Source organism: Acinetobacter sp. NyZ410, from assembly GCF_022828975.1.
Taxonomy (GTDB): domain Bacteria; phylum Pseudomonadota; class Gammaproteobacteria; order Pseudomonadales; family Moraxellaceae; genus Acinetobacter; species Acinetobacter guillouiae.
In genome coordinates this window covers 4,597,501-4,617,389 of the sequence record NZ_CP094620.1, presented here as the reverse complement: position 1 = coordinate 4,617,389, position 19,889 = coordinate 4,597,501, and the positions used below count along the sequence as shown (strand labels likewise).

The window sequence follows — 19,889 nt, the reverse complement described above, 5'->3', positions numbered from 1 at the left end:
TGATTGAATTAATCACCCCAACCATTAATAAGATTGGCATGAAAATTGAACATAAAACCTTACTGGTGAAATAAGCCGAAGGAAAACAATATGAAGCTCGTAACTGCAATTGTAAAACCGTTTAAATTAGATGACGTGCGTGAAGCACTGTCTGATATAGGCGTTCAAGGGATTACCGTAACTGAAGTTAAAGGTTTTGGTCGTCAAAAGGGGCATACTGAACTTTATCGTGGCGCTGAGTATGTTGTTGATTTTCTGCCTAAAGTGAAAATCGAAATCGCAATCAGTGATGACATGGTAGATTCAGTGATTGAATCTATTACACGCGTTGCTAGCACTGGCAAAATTGGTGATGGAAAAATTTTCGTGACTAATTTAGAGCAAGTAATTCGTATTCGTACAGGTGAAACAGGTCCAGACGCTGTTTAATTTGGCACGAAGATTGCTGGTTATGTATATCAATACATAACTCACAAAATTAGGTTGGGGGATACGAATGAAAAAAATGCTATTAGCGCTCAGCCTGTCTGGCGCACTTCTTGGCGGATCAGTTGCGTGGGCAGAAGAAAACGTAGCTGAGCCTGCATCTACAGCTGTTGCAACGGCAAGTGATGTGACTGCAACAGTCGCCGATACATCGGCAACCGTTGCGCCTGAAACGGTGACTGCCACAGCTGCGCCAGCAGCAGAAGCAGAAAAACCAACTTTAAATACAGGTGATACAGCGTGGATTCTTGTATCTACAGCACTTGTATTGCTAATGACAATTCCCGGTTTAGCATTGTTCTACGGCGGTATGGTTCGTAAGAAAAATGTGCTTGCCACCATGGCGCAAAGCTTTACTGCCGCAGCAGTGGTCAGCATCGTATGGGTGGTCATTGGTTATTCACTTGCATTTGGTTCTGGTAACGCTTTTATTGGTGGTTTCGATAAAATCATGTTATCTGGAATTACAACAGATGCGCTGAGTGGCACAATTCCAGAAATTCTTTTCGTTATTTTCCAAATGACTTTTGCGATTATTACCGTTGCCATTATCAGTGGTTCTGTGGCTGATCGTATGAAATTCAGTGCTTGGATCACATTTATTACGATTTGGGTCATTATTGTTTATGCACCGATTGCACACTGGGTATGGGGTGGTGGCTGGTTAATGAATGATGGCGCGCTTGATTTTGCTGGTGGTACTGTTGTTCATATTAACTCGGGTGTTGCCGGTCTAGTTGCTGCGTATTTACTGGGTAAACGTATGGGCTTAGGCAAAGAATCTATGGCACCACATAACTTAACCTTAACTGTATTGGGTGCAAGCTTGGTATGGGTCGGTTGGTTTGGTTTCAATGGTGGTTCTGCTTTAGGTGCCAATGGTTCAGCAGCGTATGCTTTGGTCACAACTCAAATCGCAGCCGCAGCGGCAGCAATTGCTTGGTTAGTGGTTGAAAAAATTGTTCGTGGTAAAGGTTCAGTATTGGGTGCAGCATCGGGTGCAGTTGCTGGTCTGGTTGTGATTACGCCAGCAGCAGGTTTTGTGACGGTAAGTGGTGCGTTGATCATGGGCTTAATCGGTGGTGTGGTGTGCTTCTGGGGAATCTCTGGTCTTAAACGTATCCTTAAAGCAGATGATTCATTGGATGCATTTGGTTTACATGGTGTAGGTGGTATTGTTGGTGCGATTTTAACAGCTGTATTTGCCAGCTCATTCATTATGGGCGACAAAGCACCGACAGATGTCATGCATCAATTATGGGTACAAGTTGAAGGTGTGTTAGCAACAATCGCATACTCAGCAGTTGTGACCTTTATCCTACTTAAAATTATCGATGTGGTGATTGGGATCCGTGTTGAATCTGATGATGAACGTATGGGTCTCGATTTAAGCCAACATGGCGAACGTATCGAATAATCAATCTAATTAGAATAATAACTATATATAGTATAAAACAGTCCGTAAGGGCTGTTTTTTTTCCATATCTTGCGAAAGGCTCAACAAAATCTGGTTTTTTTGCTACACTAGCTGAAATCATGAATTTTGTTCAATAAAACCACTATGCATTGTCCATTTTGCAACGCTGCAGATAGTAAAGTAATCGACTCTCGTTTGGCCGCTGAAGGTAGCCAGATTCGTCGACGTCGTGAATGTATCAGTTGTGGCGAACGTTTTACGACATTTGAGAGTTATGAAGTGGTCATGCCACGCGTGACCAAGTCAGATGGTAAAAATGAACCGTTTGACGAAGCAAAATTACGACGCTCTTTAATGCACGCCTTACAAAAAAGACCGGTGACTCAAGAACAGATTGAAACCGTCATTAGTGATATTCAATTGCAAATTCGCCGCCTCGGTGAACGTGATGTACGTTCACGCACCATTGGTGAAATTGTCATGAAATCTTTGTTTGCATTGGATCATGTGGCTTATGTGCGTTTTGCATCGGTGTATCAGGATTTCCAAGATATCGATGCGTTTCGTCATCAAATTGAACAAATGCAAGATCGTGGGCAAGACCACTAATTTTATTTTTGAACGTTATTGATTAGGAATTTTATGTCTGAGTTTGATTCAAATTCTAAACCCGAAGATTATGTCAACATAGATCAGGTTTGGATGCAGAAAGCAATTGAGCTCGCGAAGCTTGGACAATATTCCACACGACCAAACCCGAACGTCGGTTGTGTCATTGTAAAAGATGGGCAATGGGTGGGAGAGGGTTTTCATCCTAGAGCTGGTCAACCTCACGCCGAAGTTTTTGCCATGCGTCAAGCAGGCGAGTCTGCCAAGGGCGCAACCGCGTATGTCACTTTGGAACCTTGTGCGCATTATGGCCGTACACCGCCTTGTGCCAAAGGCTTGGTTGAAGCAGGTGTCAGCAAAGTTGTTGTTGCATGTGCTGATCCAAATCCTTTGGTGGCGGGAAAAGGCGTGGATATTTTACGTCAGGCAGGGATTGAGGTTGAAACAGGGGTTTGTGAGCAACAAGCAGCACAACTCAATCAAGGCTTTTTAAAAGCAATGGCAACGGGTGTGCCTTATGTACGGTTAAAGGTTGCGTCAAGTTTAGATGGCCGTACGGCAATGGCGTCTGGTGAGTCTAAATGGATCACTGGGGCTGAATCACGTCAAGATGTTCAGCATTGGCGGGCCATTTCAGGTGCAGTGATTACTGGGATCGATACCATTTTGGCAGATGACCCACAATTAAATGTGCGTTCATTGGGCGATATTGATATTGCAACGATTGTCCAGCCTAAGCGGGTGATTTTAGACCGACAAGGGCGTTTGCCGCTCAATGCTCAAATTCTTAGCGCGCCTGAAACAGTGATGGTCATGGGACCATTTCGTCAAGAACTTGCCAAGCTGGGCGTGGTACAATTAGAAGTGCAATCTTTAAAAGATTTGCTTACGACTTTAAAAGATTTCCAAATTTACGATGTGTTGGTTGAAGCAGGTGCGACATTATCTACTGCATTTTTGCAGGAAAAGCTGGTGGATGAATTAATCAGTTATGTTGCGCCAACCTTTTTAGGACAATCAGCACGTGCCATGTTCAATGCCGAATTTGAAACGATGGCACAACAATTACGTTTTAAGTTACAAGATGTTCATCAGTTTGGTGATGACATTCGCTTAAGACTTATCCCTTCACAAGAGTCAGTATGAATCCAGAGTCAACATCATCGGTTTACCATAAACGTCGTCATGCTGCGCGCACAACAGATGAATATCTTTTTCATCAGTTGGTTCCCTATTTGGGAAACAAACGTCGTTTGTTGCATCTGATTCTTGAAGCGCTTGAAATCACAGGTACTTTGAATCCTAAGGGTAAACGTGCCCCGATTTTTGCTGATTTTTTTGCAGGCAGTGGGGTGGTTTCACGTTTAGCACGTCAAAATGGCTATCGGGTGATTGCCAATGACTGGGAACCGTATAGTCATGCATTAAATCATGCTATTTTGGCATGTACAGATGCACCTGCATTTAAAGAATTGGGTGGGTATCAAAAAGCCATCGATTATTTAAACCGCTTGCCTGAAGTGAAAGGATGGGTTACGCATAACCTTTGTCCGCGGAATGATGAAATTTATGACCCTGCACGTGACCGTTTGTTTTTTAAACGCCGTAATGGGATGCGTATAGATGCAATTCGCCAGCAAATTGCCACTTGGCAAGCACAGGGTGCAATTGACGATGTAGAAATGAGTGCCTTATTGGCACCTTTGCTCTATTCAGCAAGTTTTGTCAGTAATACCAGTGGTGTATTTAAAAGCTTCCATCATGGTTGGGGTGGTAAGACTCAAACTGCGCTGGAACGGATTGAGTCGTTATTGTGGCTTACCCCCAGCCGCTTTAGTGAAGTTGGGCAGAATAAACAGAAAACCCCAATGGCAGAAGTGTGGTGTGTTGATGCACAACACTTGGCAAATCAAATGAGTGGTTTTGAAGTCGATGTGGCCTATTTAGATCCACCGTATAACCAACATGCTTATAGTAGTAATTATCATGTACTTAACTCGCTAACACTGTGGGATCAAGTTGATTTACCGACACCGGATACCAAAGGTTTTAAAAGCGGGATTGACCGTGCATGGCGTAAAGAACGTCCTAGTCCTTATAATTCTTCTAAGCATGCACAAGAAGCTTATGAGAATTTGTTGGAAACCATTAATGCGCGCTATATTCTCACCAGTTACTCAACCGATGGAAATATTGAGGCCAAAGACTTATTGGCGGCCAATCTGAAACGTGGCAAAGTCACCTTATTGACTCAGGATGTGCCTCGTTATCGTGTTAGTAAACAGCGTCAGTCTGAACGTGCACGTGTGCTTGAGTTTATTGTGATCACCGATACCCATGCCAAGTCAGGACCACCATTGCGTCAGCTGTTGGGGCAACTTTATCATTTTGCGGAATTGGGTGGTGTGGATACTTCAGGTGTAAGTACACAACTGGCCTTATGGTAACAACTCGCCTTTACCATTAAAATATGGGGCGAGTGCAAAATAAACACGATTGAACTTCATCAGTTCCTCTCACTGCAGCAGTAGGTAGAATTATGTTCACAGGTATCATTGAAAGTTTGGGTAAAGTTGAGAGTTTACAAAATGTAGGCGGTGATGTGCGCTTACGTATTCAGACAGACTTGGATATGTCTGATGTACATTTGGGCGACTCTATTGCAACCAATGGCATCTGTTTAACTGTGATCGACTGGGGTGAAAACTGGTACGCTGCTGATGTATCCCGTGAAAGCTTAAATCGTTCGACTTTAGCAAGTTGGAAAGTGGGGCAAGCGGTCAATGTGGAAAAAGCAATGTTGCCGACAACACGCTTCGGTGGACATATCGTCAGTGGACATGTCGATGCTGTGGGTGAAATCACCGTAGTGCGTTCAGATGCTCGCTCACTGTATTTCGAAGTCACTGCACCTGTTGAAATTGCTAAATATTTGGCTGAAAAAGGGTCTGTGACTGTAGATGGAATTAGCCTCACCATCAATCATTTACGTGGAAATATCTTAAGTTTAAATTTAATTCCACACACTGCTGAACGGACCAATATTGCAACGTGGAAAGTGGGCTCTCAAGTCAATTTAGAAGTCGATGTATTGGCACGTTATATAGAAAGGTTGTTGCTTGGTGATAAAGCTGCTGAGCCAAAAGCAGAGTCTAAACTCAGTATGGAATTTCTGGCAGCCAATGGTTTTTTAAAGTAAATAAAAACCAAACCCGATTAAAAAAAGCCTAATTTATTTAGGCCTTTTAATATATACATGATTAAATTAGGCTAATATATCGTGAATTCTTCTGTAAGAGAGTTGAGTATTGCTTGAATTTTTATTGCATTTAGAACAATTATTGCCCACTTTTTTAGAAAATTACGGGCTGTGGATTTATGCCATTTTGTTTCTAATCATTTTTGCAGAAACTGGCTCAGTCTTTATGTTTTTTCTCCCAGGCGATAGTCTATTGATCGCTGTTGGTGCTTTATGTTCTACCGCTGAATCTGTGCATTTGCACTATATGGGTGTGTTGCTGATTATTGCTTCAATTTTGGGGTATATGGTGAACTATTATACGGGGCGTGCGCTAGGTTTTAAGTTTTTCCACGCGCATTCACGTTGGTTTAAGCCTGAATATATTAAAAAGACCAACCATTATTTTGAAAAGCATGGTGGGAAAACCATTCTGGTTGCCCGTTTTGTGCCTTTTGTTCGTTCTTTTGCTCCTTTTGCAGCGGGTGCAGGGCATATGAAAATGCCAGTATTCATGTTGTATAACATTTTAGGTGGATGGATTTGGATTGCGCTGTTGCTTGGTGCAGGTTATGGCGCGGGTAATTTATTATCTTTGCTGCTCGATTCATTTTAATCAGATTCAAACCGTCGTAAACTGCCCCGATGAATAAGCCGAATGCTGATCCTCAACATTCGGCTTATTTATATTGAGAGTAGAATAAAACCATGAGTGGTTTTATTTAATAAATTAGCTGTATTTATTAAAATAATCTGCTGCTATTTTTACGCACTGACACAAAAAAATATCCAGAAAGTGCAAACAGAAAAAGCTTTCAAATCGCCAAAGTGCTAACATTTTGCAAGTTTTAAAATCTTAATGCTGGTGAGCAAAAATGTTAATACAACGTGGTGGGTTAAAAGTTGTGGCTGGGCTTGGAATTTCAGGCGTTTCAGCCGTAAATTTTCTTCATGAAAATGGCTACCGTGTTGCAGTCACAGATTCTCGTGAAGTCCCACCAGGACATGAGCAAATTCCAGCAGCAGTTCAAACCAGCTTTGGCCAACTCGATCAAGATTTACTTTTACAAGCTGAAGAAATTGTCATTAGCCCGGGGTTAGATCCTCAGTTGCCAGCAATTCAAGCTGCGATTGCAAAAGGTATTCCCGTCATCAGTGAAATTCAAATTCTCCGCCGTGCTACAGATAAGCCGATTGTGGCGATTACTGGTTCAAATGCAAAAAGTACCGTGACCACTTTGATTGGTTTAATGGCACAAGACGCAGGGGTTAAGGTTGCGGTAGGGGGTAACTTGGGGCGTCCAGCTTTGGATTTAACCCATGATGATCCAGACGTTTATATCCTTGAACTTTCCAGCTTTCAATTGGAAGCAACCTCAAGTTTAAATGCAGAAGTGGCTGTGGTCTTGAACATGAGTGAAGATCACTTGGACCGTCATGGGGATATGGCAGGTTACCATGCGGCAAAACATCGTATTTTCCAAGGTGTGAAAAAAGTCGTATATAACCGTGACGATTCATTGACGCGTCCATTGGTGCCAGATGTCACACCAATGCAAAGCTTTGGGCTCAATGCACCCGATTTAAAACAATACGGTATTCTAAGAGAAGATAACGGTACGATTTGGTTAGCGCGAGGTCGTGAGCGTTTACTTAAAAGTTCAGAGATGTATATCCAAGGAACACATAATGTTGCCAATGCTTTGGCATGTTTAGCTTTGGGTGAAGCGATTGGTTTACCAATGGACAAAATGCTTGAAACCTTAAAAACCTTTAAAGGTTTAGAGCACCGTTGCGAATTCGTTAAAGAAGTGAATGGCGTTCGTTATTATAATGATTCTAAAGGCACCAATATCGGTGCAACTTTAGCAGCATTGGACGGCTTAGGTGCTGCAATTGAAGCTCAAGGTGGTCAGGTTGCAATTATTTTGGGTGGTCAGGGCAAAGGGCAGGACTTTACTGCACTACGTGAGTCTCTGCAAAAATATGTCAAAGTTGCGGTACTGATGGGTGAAGATCGCTCAATCATTGAAAATGCCATTGCAGGGACAACAACGCTGCTACATGCAGCATCTTTGCAACAAGCTGTAGAACTTTGTCAACAACATACGCATGCGCAAGATGTAGTGCTATTATCACCTGCATGTGCAAGCTTTGATATGTTTACAGGCTATCCTGAGCGTGGTCATCGCTTTGTTGAATATGTAAATGCTTTAAACTAAAAAGAATCATAAGGAAATAAGTATGGCTGGGTTAGCTCAGACGACTATAAGTAAGATTCACCAAGTGTATGATCGCTGGATGCCAAAATTGCCGGCAGAGATTACACCGCGTAATGTACTGATATTTTGCGTCATTTCATTGTTGTGTATTGGTACGGTGATGGTGGCTTCGGCTTCAATGCCTTATGCTGAACGAATGCATGAAAACGAATTTCACTATGTGATTCGTCATGCAATTTCGATCGTGGTGGCTTTTGTTGCAGCCGCAATTACCTATCGAGTTTCACTCAACCTTTGGTTTAAAAATACCTTTCCATTGTGGTTGATCACCATTGCCTTATTACTTGCCGTCTTGGTGGTGGGTACAGAAGTCAATGGTTCAACACGTTGGATTCGTGTAGGTGGATTTACCTTGCAGGCAACCGAAGTCGCCAAGGTGATGATGGCCATATTTACCGCAGACTATGTGGTTCGTCGTGCTGAAGAAGTCCGTAATAATATTAAGGGCTTGGTACGTCTAGGTGTGGTGATGTTGCTGACGGTCGGACTGATTATTGCAGAGCCTGACTTAGGGGCAACGGTGGTGATTGCTGTTTCGATGCTGGGTGTGTTCTTCTTGGCTGGCGCACCCATGATCCAGTTTGGCTTTGCATTCGGTGCGATTCTGGTGGCATTTGTATCCTTAATCGTGTTTGAACCATATCGTTATGAACGCTTAATGTCATTCTCAAACCCTTGGGCTGATCCGTTGGGCTCAGGTTATCAATTGTCGAATGCCTTGATGGCCTTTGGTCGTGGTGAATGGTTTGGGGTGGGCTTAGGACATAGTATTCAAAAAATGTCTTATTTGCCTGAAGCACATACTGACTTTATGTTGGCAATTTTAGGTGAAGAATTCGGTTTCTTTGGTATTTCGACCGTTTTGTTACTCTCATTTGTGATGTTGATTTGCTGTATTCGTATCGGTCAGCGTGCGCTCAATCATCAATATTTGCGCGCAGGCTATTTGGCTTACGGGATCAGTATTATTTTCTTATTACAGATCTTGGTGAATGCGGGTATGAATATGGGCATGTTGCCGACCAAGGGGCTAACGCTTCCATTTATTAGTTATGGTGGTTCATCTTTAATTATGTGTGCGGTGATGATCAGTTTAATTCTCAAAATTGATGCAACCACCAAGGATGCCAATCCAGCGCGAGAAGAGTCTAGTTTTTAATTTTTTATTGAACTTAAATAGACAAGCCATTTGATCACAAATGGCTTTTTTTATGGATAATTGAGTTTGGATTTTGCGTATTGCAATATTTTAATGCCGATCGGGTGGTCTTAAATTTTACCCAATCCCAAGTTTGATAACCGGACTCACTCAGTCGTAATACATCTATCGCTGTTGGGGAATAATAAAACGAAGTTTCCAATACACCATTGGCATAAATTTTGATCTGATGTTTTCCTGGGGTATTTGCAAATTTAAGTTTGATTGGAGTTTTGTGATCGACCTTGAAGATTGCAGAGCGATCGACTTGAACTGAATAAGTTGGTAATGGTTTACCCCATTGTTCACGTGGTGCGCCACTCATTTCATCAACAACAGCAGTTTTAGAAATCGGGGAAATACATAAAATTGCCATTTGCGCATAGACCTGTGTAAGGCCCATGAGCATGAGAGAACTCAGCGTTATTAGATTTTTTAAAAGGTTCATCTCAATCCTGAATGATGTTGGTATTCTTATGTTGGTATTGTTGCTTAATCAGGGATTACTGATAAATGGATTGTAGCGTTGTCCCTTGAGGAATGCGAGAGATATCCCATTGAGCGACAGCTTGAGCCAACATGAGATCTGGCTGATCTAGGTCTACTGGAGCTTGTCCAAGTGCTATAATCGCTTGTAACAGCAATTCAGGTGCATGTTTGAGATCAAGCGCTTGCGCAAGGTTTTGTTTAGAGAGTTTTTGCCCCAAATGATTCATGGCGAGGGGTAAGTGCATATATTCAAGAGCTGGATAACCCAAAAGCTGTCCTAGCCAAATTTGACGTTCAGTATTGTCCAATAAATCCGCACCACGCACGACATGGCTGATTTCTTGTAAATAATCATCGACAACGACTGCCAGTTGATAATTGATAATGCCATCACGACGCTTCAGTACAAAGTCACCTAAATCGTATTGTAGGTTGGCACAATGTTGTCCTTGTAAGCGGTCATTGAAACAAATGTTTTGATCAGAAACTTTTACACGAATGGCTTGGTTTTGAAAGTCGAGCTGTTTGTCTCGGCAGGTGCCAGCATAGATATGATTTGAGCCTAATATTTTACGAGTACATTCACAGGCATAAACGCAATGTTTTTGTTTGAGTTGTTCGATTACAGATTGATAAATATCTAAGCGATGTCTTTGATAAATGATTTCAGCATCGGATTGGAAGCCAAAAGCATCTAGGCATTTTAAAATATGCTGTTCACTATCTGGGTAAATACGAGGGATATCCGTGTCTTCGATACGGACGATCCATTGCCCATGATGCGCTTTCGCATCGCAATAGCTCGCGACAGCGGTCACTAAGGAACCAAAATGTAACGGCCCTGTGGGTGAGGGTGCAAACCGACCTTTGTATACGGTACTCTTCCTCCCTCCCTTTGGAAAAGAGAGGGTTGGGGAGGAATTTGACACAGTATTAACCGTTATTTTGCTTCTCTTTGATCTCTGCAAGGGTTTTACAGTCGATACATAAAGTTGCAGTTGGTCGTGCTTCTAAACGGCGTAAACCAATTTCGATACCGCAAGTTTCACAGAAACCATAGTCATCATTTTTAATCGCTTCAATAGATTGCTCTATTTTACGAATAAGTTTACGTTCACGGTCACGGGTACGTAATTCGATGGCAAACTCTTCTTCTTGCGTCGCACGGTCATTTACATCAGGTAAAGAAGAAGATTCATCTTGCATTGTATTTAGGGTGCGATCCACTTCCGACATCAATTCTGCTTTCCATGCCAGCAAAATTTTACGAAAATGTTCGAGTTGCCCCTCAGACATGTATTCTTCATTTTTCTTTGGCTGATAAGGCTCGATACCGAATAGACTTGCTGTAGTACCGTTTTCATTGGTCTTCGGCTTGGTTTTACGCACTCGCTTTACAGACTTATCATCTGCAATTGCTGTTTGTTCTTCCAAGACTTGATTTTGGTTGTCATTCGCCATAAAGGGCATTCCTCATCATATACGTATTATCTATACGCAAAAAATATGGTGATATGCAAGTATTTTTATCACTACCAACAGAATGAATCTATCGGGGGCGTCATCATATAGATTTTTTTACCAAGATGAAAGTCACCTAACCCTGAATTCGACTTTCTGCATATCTCGTTGGACGAATAACTTAATAGAAAAAAACCAAAATGAAAAGCTAGTAACCTGAAATTTCTTCATTAATTGTAACTTTGAAGTGATCCAAGCGGTGTACAGAGGTCTCAAATTCACCATTGGCTTTTAAATGTAAGCAACGGTAACCAGGCGCAATCGGGTCAAATGAAAACTCTTGGCTGAGGGGTTTAAATTGTACACACGTGGCAGGAGTAGAAATAAACTGTATTCCATTCCACAGGTTATAGGATTCTTGATGGACATGACCATGTAACACAGCTTTGATGTTTTCAAAGGGTTCGAGTACGGCCTTTAATTCATCGGCATTTTTGAGCTTATGTTGATCGAGCCATTTGGAATGCATATCAAAAGGATTGTGATGACAGGCGATAAGGATAAATTTGTCACGCAATTGTTCCAATAGCCGTTTTAAATGGACCAATTGTTCCGTTTGAATATTTCCATCGGTACGTCCACCCACAGCACTATTCAACAAAATGATACGCCATTGATCTAACTCAATCACGGCTGGAATAGGTTCTGGCGAATGGAACGGGAATAAGTTTATATTGTCGTGATTTCCCGGAATTTGGTAAAAATCGACACCAAAACGCTGCATATATTCTAAATAGCGCGCATAAGTTTCTGGAAATGCAGCTTGAGCCAAATCACCAGTATGTAAAATCAGATCGATATTTTTATAACGTTGCTGAATATCATCCATGACGGCATGAAAGCTTTCTTCAGGATTAATCCCGACAAACTCTGCATCAGGTTTATCCATCAGGTGTGTATCTGTGATTTGGATAATCACTCTATCTTTATCTGTTTGCGGCAATATCTCTGATTGCATGCCTTTCCCCTAGACATCTTCAAATGCATGCAAGTGCTGTTGTAGCCATTGCAAAGCCATAATCACAGGTGCATTTTTTAAACGATTACTTTTTAATAATAGACTCAAATCTGAATAATCAATGATATGAAGTTGGATATTTTCACCTTCATCTGGCATACCAAACACACCACCTTCAGCAGGTAATGCGGCTTGCGCTACATAGAGATGAAAGATTTCATCACATGCGCCAGCAGATGGATAGAAGCTAAACAGGTGTTTGATTTGGTTTAATTCACATCCAGATTCTTCGATGCTTTCCCGTCGAATGCAACTTTCTGGAGATTCATCTCCATCAAGTACGCCTGCAATGATTTCGAGTTGCCAAGGTGAAATTTCATCATCAATTGCCCCTACACGAAACTGTTCAATCAATGCAAATTTTTGTTGTTGATCATTATAAATCAGTACACCAGCAGCTTCTTTACGGCGAATTAATTCACGTTGAATGGCTGAGGTATATTCAGTTTGATTAAATAATCGGTGTCGCAAGCTCACTTTTTCGACTTGAACAAAACCTTTAAAGGCATATTCACGAGATTGTATTTCTACATCATTATGGGTGTAGGTTGCTTGCTGAATGATGTTCATGTGCACAGTTAGGATGAAACATATTCACTTCATCCTAACTGAGAAATAGTGAAAGACAAAAGTTTTTTTTAATCTTTACACTTTATGGTACAACTTTTGCCCTTGTTCCTGATAAACGGATTTCATGGTTTTGAGACCATCTTCTATAAGCGTTTCGCTATTTACAGGGTGGGCTGCATTTTGTTGATTTTGTGCATAATCTCGCACGTTTTGGGTGATTTTCATCGAGCAGAACTTAGGTCCGCACATTGAACAGAAGTGCGCAGACTTATGTGCTTCTTTAGGCATCGTCTCATCATGCATCGATCTAGCAGTATCTGGATCTAAGCTGAGATTGAATTGATCTTCCCAACGGAACTCAAAGCGTGCCTTAGATAAAGCATTGTCACGAACTTGTGCGCCCGGATGACCTTTGGCTAAATCCGCTGCATGGGCTGCGATTTTATAGGTGATAATCCCGTCTTTAACATCTTTCTTATTGGGCAGACCCAAATGCTCTTTGGGAGTCACATAACACAACATTGCAGTGCCGTACCAACCAATCATCGCTGCACCAATTGCCGAGGTAATATGGTCATAGCCCGGAGCAATATCGGTGGTGAGCGGACCAAGAGTATAAAAAGGTGCTTCCTGACAAACTTCAAGTTGCAAGTCCATATTTTCTTTGACCATATGCATTGGCACATGGCCTGGCCCCTCGATCATGACCTGAACATCATGCTTCCATGCACGATGGGTCAGTTCACCTAAAGTGCGTAATTCGGAAAATTGTGCTTCATCATTGGCATCCTGAATACAGCCCGGACGTAAACCATCGCCTAAGCTGAAAGACACATCATAGGCTTTCATGATTTCGCAGATTTCATCAAAATGCGTATAGAGGAAGTTTTCTTCATGATGCGCCAAACACCATTGCGCCATGATCGAACCACCGCGTGACACGATCCCCGTTAAACGATTGGCTGTCATCGGCACATAACGTAATAAGACCCCAGCGTGAATGGTGAAATAATCGACACCTTGTTCAGCTTGTTCAATCAGGGTGTCTTTAAAGATTTCCCATGTCAGGTCTTCAGCAACACCATCGACTTTTTCAAGTGCTTGATAAATTGGTACCGTACCAATTGGAACTGGTGAGTTGCGGATAATCCATTCACGGGTTTCATGGATGTTTTTACCCGTCGATAAGTCCATGATGGTGTCAGCACCCCAGCGGGTTGCCCAGGTCATTTTCGACACTTCTTCATCAATCGATGAACCCAAAGCTGAGTTGCCAATATTGGCATTGATTTTTACCAAGAAATTACGCCCAATGATCATGGGTTCGCATTCAGGATGGTTAATATTGGCTGGAATAATGGCACGACCTTCAGCGACTTCTTTACGCACAAATTCAGGGGTAATCTCCATGAGGTTGTGTGCACCAAAATTTTGCCCTGCATGCTGGCGCATATCGACACCTTCATGCTGGCGCTGATTTTCACGAATCGCAATGTATTCCATTTCAGGCGTGATGATGCCTTGTTTGGCATAATGCATTTGTGTGACATTGTTGCCTGTTTTTGCACGACGTGGTTTTTGAATATGGGCAAAACGGATTTCAGCAGTACGAATATCTTTTAGACGTTCTTGGCCAAATTTAGAGGTTAAGCTGGCTAAATGTTCAGTATCGGCACGTTCTTCAATCCAAGTTTCACGGACATTGGGTAAGCCTTTATTCAAATCAATGTGTACGTTGGGATCGGTATAAACACCTGAAGTATCGTAGACCATAATCGGTGGGTTTTTTTCACCACCAAGGCCTGTCGGAGTATCCGTGAGTTCAATTTCACGCATCGGTACTTGAATATCTGGGCGTGAACCTTGAATATAAACTTTTTTAGATGCGGGTAAAATTCGAGTCAGATCTTTGGCTTCTTGCTCGTGTTGAGCCAATTGATCAGCAGGGGATAGATTCGTTAATTGGTTCATTACAATGATCCTTATGAATGACATCAACGAATCAAGCACGACCAAAAACGGTGGCAAATTTAGTCTATTTTATCTGCTAAATTCATCATCAGAATAAAGCGCTATTGCGACAAAAATAGATAAACTATGGGCTGTCAGTTTTTAGATGCTTGATTCCTACGCAGGTCTTAACCTGATCAGGTTCAACGGTACTTTAGTTTAAGTTTTGGCAAGGAGATGCAAAACTGACTAAATCTCAGCGAGGAATTACTCGCGCTCCGTCAAGCGATGTTTAAATCTTAGCATGTTCTCATTAAAAATATGCTGGCATGCAGATATCAATTTCAATTATTTTTTTGAGTCAGAATTTCCTCAACAGATTTTCTAATTTTTTGTTCAAATGCCTCACGTTGTGCTCGGATCTCTTGCTGTTCAGGTGAGTTATCTTCAGGATACTGTCTAGATGGTTTTGGCATTTGCTGCCAAAGCGTTTCACTTGCGTTGATTAAATTCACAAATTTCTGTGCAGTTTGGCTACTTGCAGTTTTACTTTTTGCAATTTTTTCAATCGCTTTGATTGCTTGTTCATCTGCAATTTTATCGTCATCGAACCAGAGCGTACGGGTGTTGTCGTCGCCTTGAAAAAGTGCACTACGGTATTGTTCAATGTTCTCTACGACTTGAGGTTTAAAATGGTTGTTGGGGTAATCCTTATTGAATTTTTCCCAATATAACAGTCGATTGGCCACTTCATCAAAACTAATTGCTAGCCCTGCGTCCATAATATAGTTGGCACCTGTATATTCTTTACGGATCTGTTTAAAGTAGACCTGATCTGATTTTTCTAAATAGGGTGCAAAAATATCCAGATCATATTGTGGATGCTGTACAAAGGTGTATTCACCTTCACCGATATAAAATTTTGCTAAATATAAGTCCTTTGCGTGATCAACTAAATATTTCTCACGCGGTTTTAACTTTTTATACAGTTCTTGTTTTTGTTGAGCTGTCATAGATTGACCGTCTGCAAGTGTATCGGTCATATATTGAAAGACTTCAGGCGAGGCATCGGCGATGAGTTTTTGATAAATGTTTTCAATTTTTGCTTGCCATTGATAACGTGTTTTTAACGGTGCAGATGCGAGGCATTTTTTTAGTAATTGATTGAGGTCATTTAAATCTTCAACGATGACCGTTTTTTCTAATTTTTTGATGCTTGTATCTATCTCGTTACAGTCTTGTGGAAGTGCTGGTATTTCAGCTGTACTGGTCTGAGTCGCTTTAGAAGCTGCTTTAGTTGTCTCAATTGTTTGATTGTTCTCGTGCTTTTGGCAAGCGCTGAATAGGGTACATAGGCAGAGTGTTGTGAGTGATAGATGTTGTTTTAAAGCTTTCATAGTATGACTGTTGTTGTGTATTTTTGAATATCACAAGGATAATAAAAATTGAGCTAAAATAACATCTAACTGTTAGAACAAATCGCATCACTAAAGCAATCTTTTTTAACATGCTTAAAGTCGATCGGGCTTAAATTTAGATATTGATTGAGCTGGGACAGCGCCAATAATTGAGGGATATTTTCCAGTTTAGTGCGTTCTTTTTCACTAATTTGAATTTTTTGCTGTCTTTGCTCTTTGCTCATCGCTAAAAAATGAACAAACTTCTTGGCCTGAGCTGAAAGCTCACCATCATTGGACTTTGCCAAGCGTTCAATCACCAACCAGCTGGCTGCATCGATATCAGTTTGATTTTCAAAACTGGTCGATATAGGTGCTTCTTCAGTGCCTAAAAACAATAAACTGCTATAGGCATTTTTTAAGAACTGCGCATCATGTAAAAAAGGGCTATTGGGATAAGTTTGCAGATATTCTTGCCAAAACTTAGCTCTTTTTGCAATTTCTTCAGCCTCAATATCGGGTTTATGGTTTTTAAAAAGCGGTTGGGTATTTTGTTGTGCAAGATTTTCGATAAAAACTTGTTCAGGCGCAGTCAGATACGGCGCGAAAACTTTTGCTAAATATTGCGGGCTTCTTCGATAGACAATTTTATCATCTGTTTGTTCGGTCAATTCGATATACGCTTGGCCTTTGTGACGTAATAAATATTGGTCACGCAGATTAAGTTGTTCAAATTTACTCTGTTGAATGGTCGGGTATGCAGCTTGATCTAAAGCATAGTTTTCAAATGCTTGTTGTTGTTCTGAAGTGCGCTCAATCTGTAAAAATTGTTGATACATACGTTTCGACTGATGCATCAATTCCATTTGTTCCGCAGGTTTCATCAAGGGCAAACACATACGAATATCTTGATTGACTTGTTCTATCGCAAGCGTGGTTCTTTTTGCATTGATTGCCAGCATCTCATTTTTGAGATTTTGGCAAATTTGGGTTAAATCAGGAATTGGATTTTCTTTTTGCGGCGCTTCTTTAGATTCTTTGACAATGTCGGTTGTGGGTTTTTGACACGCGATAACCACCATGCAACTCAAGATAACGAGTATGCCTGAAATGAGAAAATGAAGAATATTGCGAGGAAATTTCATTCGACCAGCATTTAAAAGAAGCTCAGTTTTGTTCGATGCCATTGTCGCTGAATCGAGGCTAAATAAATGAAATATTTTGTAGTTTTGTGATAATGAAACGTTACTTTTTGCAAGAAACTGAGTCATGTGTCTGATTTAAGATCTGCAAAAATTAACCTGAGTACGGCATCGTGAATTTGCGATAAATGGATGCTCACAGCAAAGTGACATATGTAAATTCAGCAAATTGTAGTAGTATCTTTACTCTAAATTGCTTTGATCAGAAGTGAAATGAGCGATATTGAGAAATTCATTTGAAAGAAAAATACTTGTCATAAAACATTCATAATGAATATGCTTTAATATTAACCCATAAAAATAGTTTTTGTTGCGTGTGGAGCATCTGACCTTGAGCCCAAGTAATCCTGTATTAAACCATCATATATCTTCTCAATTTAATGAGGACTTACAGGATGTGAATACCAAATTTATGACCATGGGCGGTTTGGTAGAACAACAAGTCGCAAATGCAGTGCATGCTTTATTGGATACCAATGCCAATATGGCGATTGATGTTCAATTTCAAGACAATACAGTCAATCGTTATGAACGAGAAATTGATGAAGCACTGACTTTGATTTTGGCGCGTCGTCATCCGGCTGCAATCGACTTACGTATGGTGATTGCCATGAGTAAAGCCAATACCGATTTAGAACGTATTGGTGATGAAGCTGCAAAAATTGCCCGTATTGCACAGACTTTATGTGAAGAGGGTGAATCGCCACGTGGCTATATGGAAACACGGCATATTGGCAATCAAGTGCGTGTCATGATTCATGATGCTTTAGATGCTTTTGCGCGTGTGGATGCAGAACAAGCATTAAAAGTTTTGTTGGCCGATGCAGATATTGACCGTGAATATCAATCCGCGACGCGTACACTGATGACTTACATGATCGAAGATCCACGTCATATTAGTCGTGTCATCAATGTGATGTGGGTATTGCGTTCACTGGAGCGGATTGGTGACCATGCACGTAACATCTCAGAACAAGTGATTTATATGGCAAAAGGTTTTGATGCGCGACATACTAGTGTTGAAGAGATTGAGCAAAAAGTTCAAGGTAAATAATTGAATTTAGAATAAGCAAAAAGACCTGAATGATTCAGGTCTTTTTATTTGGAAAATTTAAGATCACAAAAAGAAAATTACACTTGAGCAAGTGCTTGTTCTAAATCTGCAATCAAGTCATCAATATGTTCAATCCCCACAGATAAACGCACCATATCAATACTCACGCCTGCTGCTTTTAGCTCTGTTTCATTCAGTTGACGATGAGTGGTGGTTGCTGGATGACAGGCTAAACTTTTTGCATCGCCAATATTCACCAGACGCGTAAACAGCTGTAATGCATCGATAAAACGGGTGCCACCTTCACGACCATCTTCAACACCAAAAGACAGAATTGCAGACGGTTTACCTTTGACATACTTTTGTGCCAAAGCATGTTGTGGATGATCTTTTAAACCTGCGTAGTTGACCCATTTTACTTTTGGATGTGCCTGTAAATATTCAGCAACTTTTTGTGCATTTTCAGTATGGCGTTCCATACGCAAATTGAGTGTTTCTAAGCCTTGTAAAATTAAGAATACGCTGAGCGGGCTGATCGCTGCGCCTGTATTTCTTAATGGAACAACACGTGCACGGGCGATATATGCCGCAGCACCTAAAGCTTCTACATAATTTACCCCGTGATAACTTGGATCGGGGGTATTTAAGACTTTGAAGCGCTCGGGATATTTGCCCCAAGGGAATTTACCACTATCGACAATCGCACCACCAATCGAATTACCATGACCGCCAATATACTTGGTCAATGAATGCACCACGATATCTGCACCATGTTCAAAAGGTTTCAGTAGGGCAGGTGTTGCAACGGTATTATCCACAATCACGGGTACACCATATTCGTGTGCGATTTTAGCAATGGCATCTAGGTCAATAATATTACCCAGCGGATTGCCAATCGACTCAACGAAAACCAACTTGGTTTTTTCATCAATCAAGCCGCGCAATGCTTCGGGATCTTGGTAATCAAAGAAACGCACTTCAATACCTTGTTTTGGCAAAGTGTGAGCAAATAAATTATATGTTCCACCATAAAGTGTTGAAACCGATGCAATATTGTCACCCGCTTCTGCAATGGTCTGGATAGAATAGGTGATCGCAGACATACCCGAAGCCAATGCTAAAGCACCAATACCGCCTTCAAGTGCGCTCAGACGTTGCTCAAGCACAGCGGTCGTTGGGTTCATGATTCGTGTATAAATATTACCCTGAACTTTAAGGTCAAATAGATCCGCACCATGTTGGGTATTATCAAAAGCATAAGAGGTGGTCTGATAAATTGGAACGGCGACCGCTTTAGTAGTTGCTTCTGGTTCATAGCCTGCATGTATGGCAAGAGTTTCGTCTTTATATGTCATGTTCTTCCGTCAACTTTTTATTAAATTTCAATAGAGTGTAACAAATAAATATATGAAGTAAACAAGGGTTTATATATTTTAAAATCATAAAAACAGATAAAGC

19 protein-coding genes and 1 riboswitch are annotated in these 19,889 nt (G+C 41.2%); of the genes, 10 read left to right on the top strand and 9 right to left on the bottom strand.

Translation table 11 applies throughout. From position 1 onward, the window contains the following. Positions 1 to 90 precede the first annotated feature (90 nt). The 9 genes from glnK (at position 91) to ftsW (ending at position 9,191) form a co-directional block, all read left to right on the top strand. Positions 91 to 429, top strand: coding sequence for a P-II family nitrogen regulator (gene glnK, locus MTO68_RS21825; protein ID WP_004725283.1), 339 nt, complete (start codon positions 91 to 93; stop codon positions 427 to 429). Between the two features lie 67 nt (positions 430 to 496). Further along, positions 497 to 1,903: an ammonium transporter gene (locus tag MTO68_RS21820; protein ID WP_004816553.1), complete on the top strand. Its 1,407-nt coding sequence runs from the start codon at positions 497 to 499 to the stop codon at positions 1,901 to 1,903. A gap of 144 nt (positions 1,904 to 2,047) precedes the next feature. After that, the gene (gene nrdR / locus MTO68_RS21815) at positions 2,048 to 2,512 is read left to right on the top strand and encodes a transcriptional regulator NrdR (protein ID WP_004725286.1); all 465 of its coding nucleotides are present in this window, start codon (positions 2,048 to 2,050) and stop codon (positions 2,510 to 2,512) included. A 33-nt stretch (positions 2,513 to 2,545) separates the two neighbouring features. Further along, entirely contained in the window at positions 2,546 to 3,658 is a 1,113-nt protein-coding gene (gene ribD, locus MTO68_RS21810; RefSeq protein ID WP_004816555.1) for a bifunctional diaminohydroxyphosphoribosylaminopyrimidine deaminase/5-amino-6-(5-phosphoribosylamino)uracil reductase RibD, read from the top strand. Beyond that, a complete protein-coding gene (locus tag MTO68_RS21805; protein ID WP_004725289.1) occupies positions 3,655 to 4,959 on the top strand; it encodes a DNA adenine methylase in 1,305 nt (434 codons plus the stop codon). The genes ribD and MTO68_RS21805 overlap by 4 nt, the downstream gene beginning before the upstream one ends. A gap of 92 nt (positions 4,960 to 5,051) precedes the next feature. Further along, complete coding sequence (locus MTO68_RS21800) at positions 5,052 to 5,711, top strand: riboflavin synthase (protein ID WP_004816556.1); 660 nt, start codon at positions 5,052 to 5,054, stop codon at positions 5,709 to 5,711. A 109-nt stretch (positions 5,712 to 5,820) separates the two neighbouring features. Beyond that, positions 5,821 to 6,366, top strand: coding sequence for a VTT domain-containing protein (locus MTO68_RS21795; RefSeq protein WP_004725292.1), 546 nt, complete (start codon positions 5,821 to 5,823; stop codon positions 6,364 to 6,366). Positions 6,367 to 6,625: 259 nt separating this feature from the next. After that, positions 6,626 to 7,972 carry a UDP-N-acetylmuramoyl-L-alanine--D-glutamate ligase gene (gene murD, locus MTO68_RS21790; protein ID WP_244014331.1) on the top strand — a complete coding sequence of 449 codons (1,347 nt, stop codon included), beginning with the start codon at positions 6,626 to 6,628 and terminating at the stop codon, positions 7,970 to 7,972. A gap of 22 nt (positions 7,973 to 7,994) precedes the next feature. Further along, a complete protein-coding gene (ftsW, locus tag MTO68_RS21785; protein WP_004725295.1) occupies positions 7,995 to 9,191 on the top strand; it encodes a putative lipid II flippase FtsW in 1,197 nt (398 codons plus the stop codon). Between the two features lie 34 nt (positions 9,192 to 9,225). Here the strand turns inward: ftsW and MTO68_RS21780 are convergent, their stop codons facing one another. From MTO68_RS21780 to MTO68_RS21745, 8 genes are all read right to left on the bottom strand, one after another. Further along, positions 9,226 to 9,678: a hypothetical protein gene (locus MTO68_RS21780; RefSeq protein ID WP_244014329.1), complete on the bottom strand. Its 453-nt coding sequence runs from the start codon at positions 9,676 to 9,678 to the stop codon at positions 9,226 to 9,228. A gap of 55 nt (positions 9,679 to 9,733) precedes the next feature. Next, entirely contained in the window at positions 9,734 to 10,648 is a 915-nt protein-coding gene (gluQRS, locus tag MTO68_RS21775) for a tRNA glutamyl-Q(34) synthetase GluQRS (RefSeq protein WP_239044730.1), read from the bottom strand. Between the two features lie 4 nt (positions 10,649 to 10,652). Further along, positions 10,653 to 11,180 carry an RNA polymerase-binding protein DksA gene (gene dksA / locus MTO68_RS21770; RefSeq protein ID WP_004725300.1) on the bottom strand — a complete coding sequence of 176 codons (528 nt, stop codon included), beginning with the start codon at positions 11,178 to 11,180 and terminating at the stop codon, positions 10,653 to 10,655. Between the two features lie 208 nt (positions 11,181 to 11,388). Further along, positions 11,389 to 12,198: a 3',5'-cyclic-AMP phosphodiesterase gene (cpdA, locus tag MTO68_RS21765; protein ID WP_244014327.1), complete on the bottom strand. Its 810-nt coding sequence runs from the start codon at positions 12,196 to 12,198 to the stop codon at positions 11,389 to 11,391. A gap of 9 nt (positions 12,199 to 12,207) precedes the next feature. After that, positions 12,208 to 12,828: an NUDIX domain-containing protein gene (locus MTO68_RS21760; RefSeq protein ID WP_004816566.1), complete on the bottom strand. Its 621-nt coding sequence runs from the start codon at positions 12,826 to 12,828 to the stop codon at positions 12,208 to 12,210. Positions 12,829 to 12,903: 75 nt separating this feature from the next. Then, positions 12,904 to 14,799, bottom strand: coding sequence for a phosphomethylpyrimidine synthase ThiC (thiC, locus tag MTO68_RS21755; protein WP_034612636.1), 1,896 nt, complete (start codon positions 14,797 to 14,799; stop codon positions 12,904 to 12,906). 136 nt (positions 14,800 to 14,935) lie between these two features. Further along, positions 14,936 to 15,069: riboswitch (TPP riboswitch) on the bottom strand. 53 nt (positions 15,070 to 15,122) lie between these two features. Beyond that, positions 15,123 to 16,175, bottom strand: a complete 1,053-nt coding sequence (locus tag MTO68_RS21750; protein WP_244014325.1) for a hypothetical protein — start codon at positions 16,173 to 16,175, stop codon at positions 15,123 to 15,125. Between the two features lie 65 nt (positions 16,176 to 16,240). After that, complete coding sequence (locus MTO68_RS21745) at positions 16,241 to 17,446, bottom strand: hypothetical protein (protein WP_244014323.1); 1,206 nt, start codon at positions 17,444 to 17,446, stop codon at positions 16,241 to 16,243. 262 nt (positions 17,447 to 17,708) lie between these two features. On the opposite strand from MTO68_RS21745, the gene phoU reads away from it, so the two are divergent. Beyond that, complete coding sequence (gene phoU, locus MTO68_RS21740; protein WP_004725313.1) at positions 17,709 to 18,431, top strand: phosphate signaling complex protein PhoU; 723 nt, start codon at positions 17,709 to 17,711, stop codon at positions 18,429 to 18,431. A 77-nt stretch (positions 18,432 to 18,508) separates the two neighbouring features. Here the strand turns inward: phoU and MTO68_RS21735 are convergent, their stop codons facing one another. Next, complete coding sequence (locus MTO68_RS21735) at positions 18,509 to 19,786, bottom strand: aminotransferase class I/II-fold pyridoxal phosphate-dependent enzyme (RefSeq protein ID WP_004725315.1); 1,278 nt, start codon at positions 19,784 to 19,786, stop codon at positions 18,509 to 18,511. Positions 19,787 to 19,889: the final 103 nt, after the last annotated feature.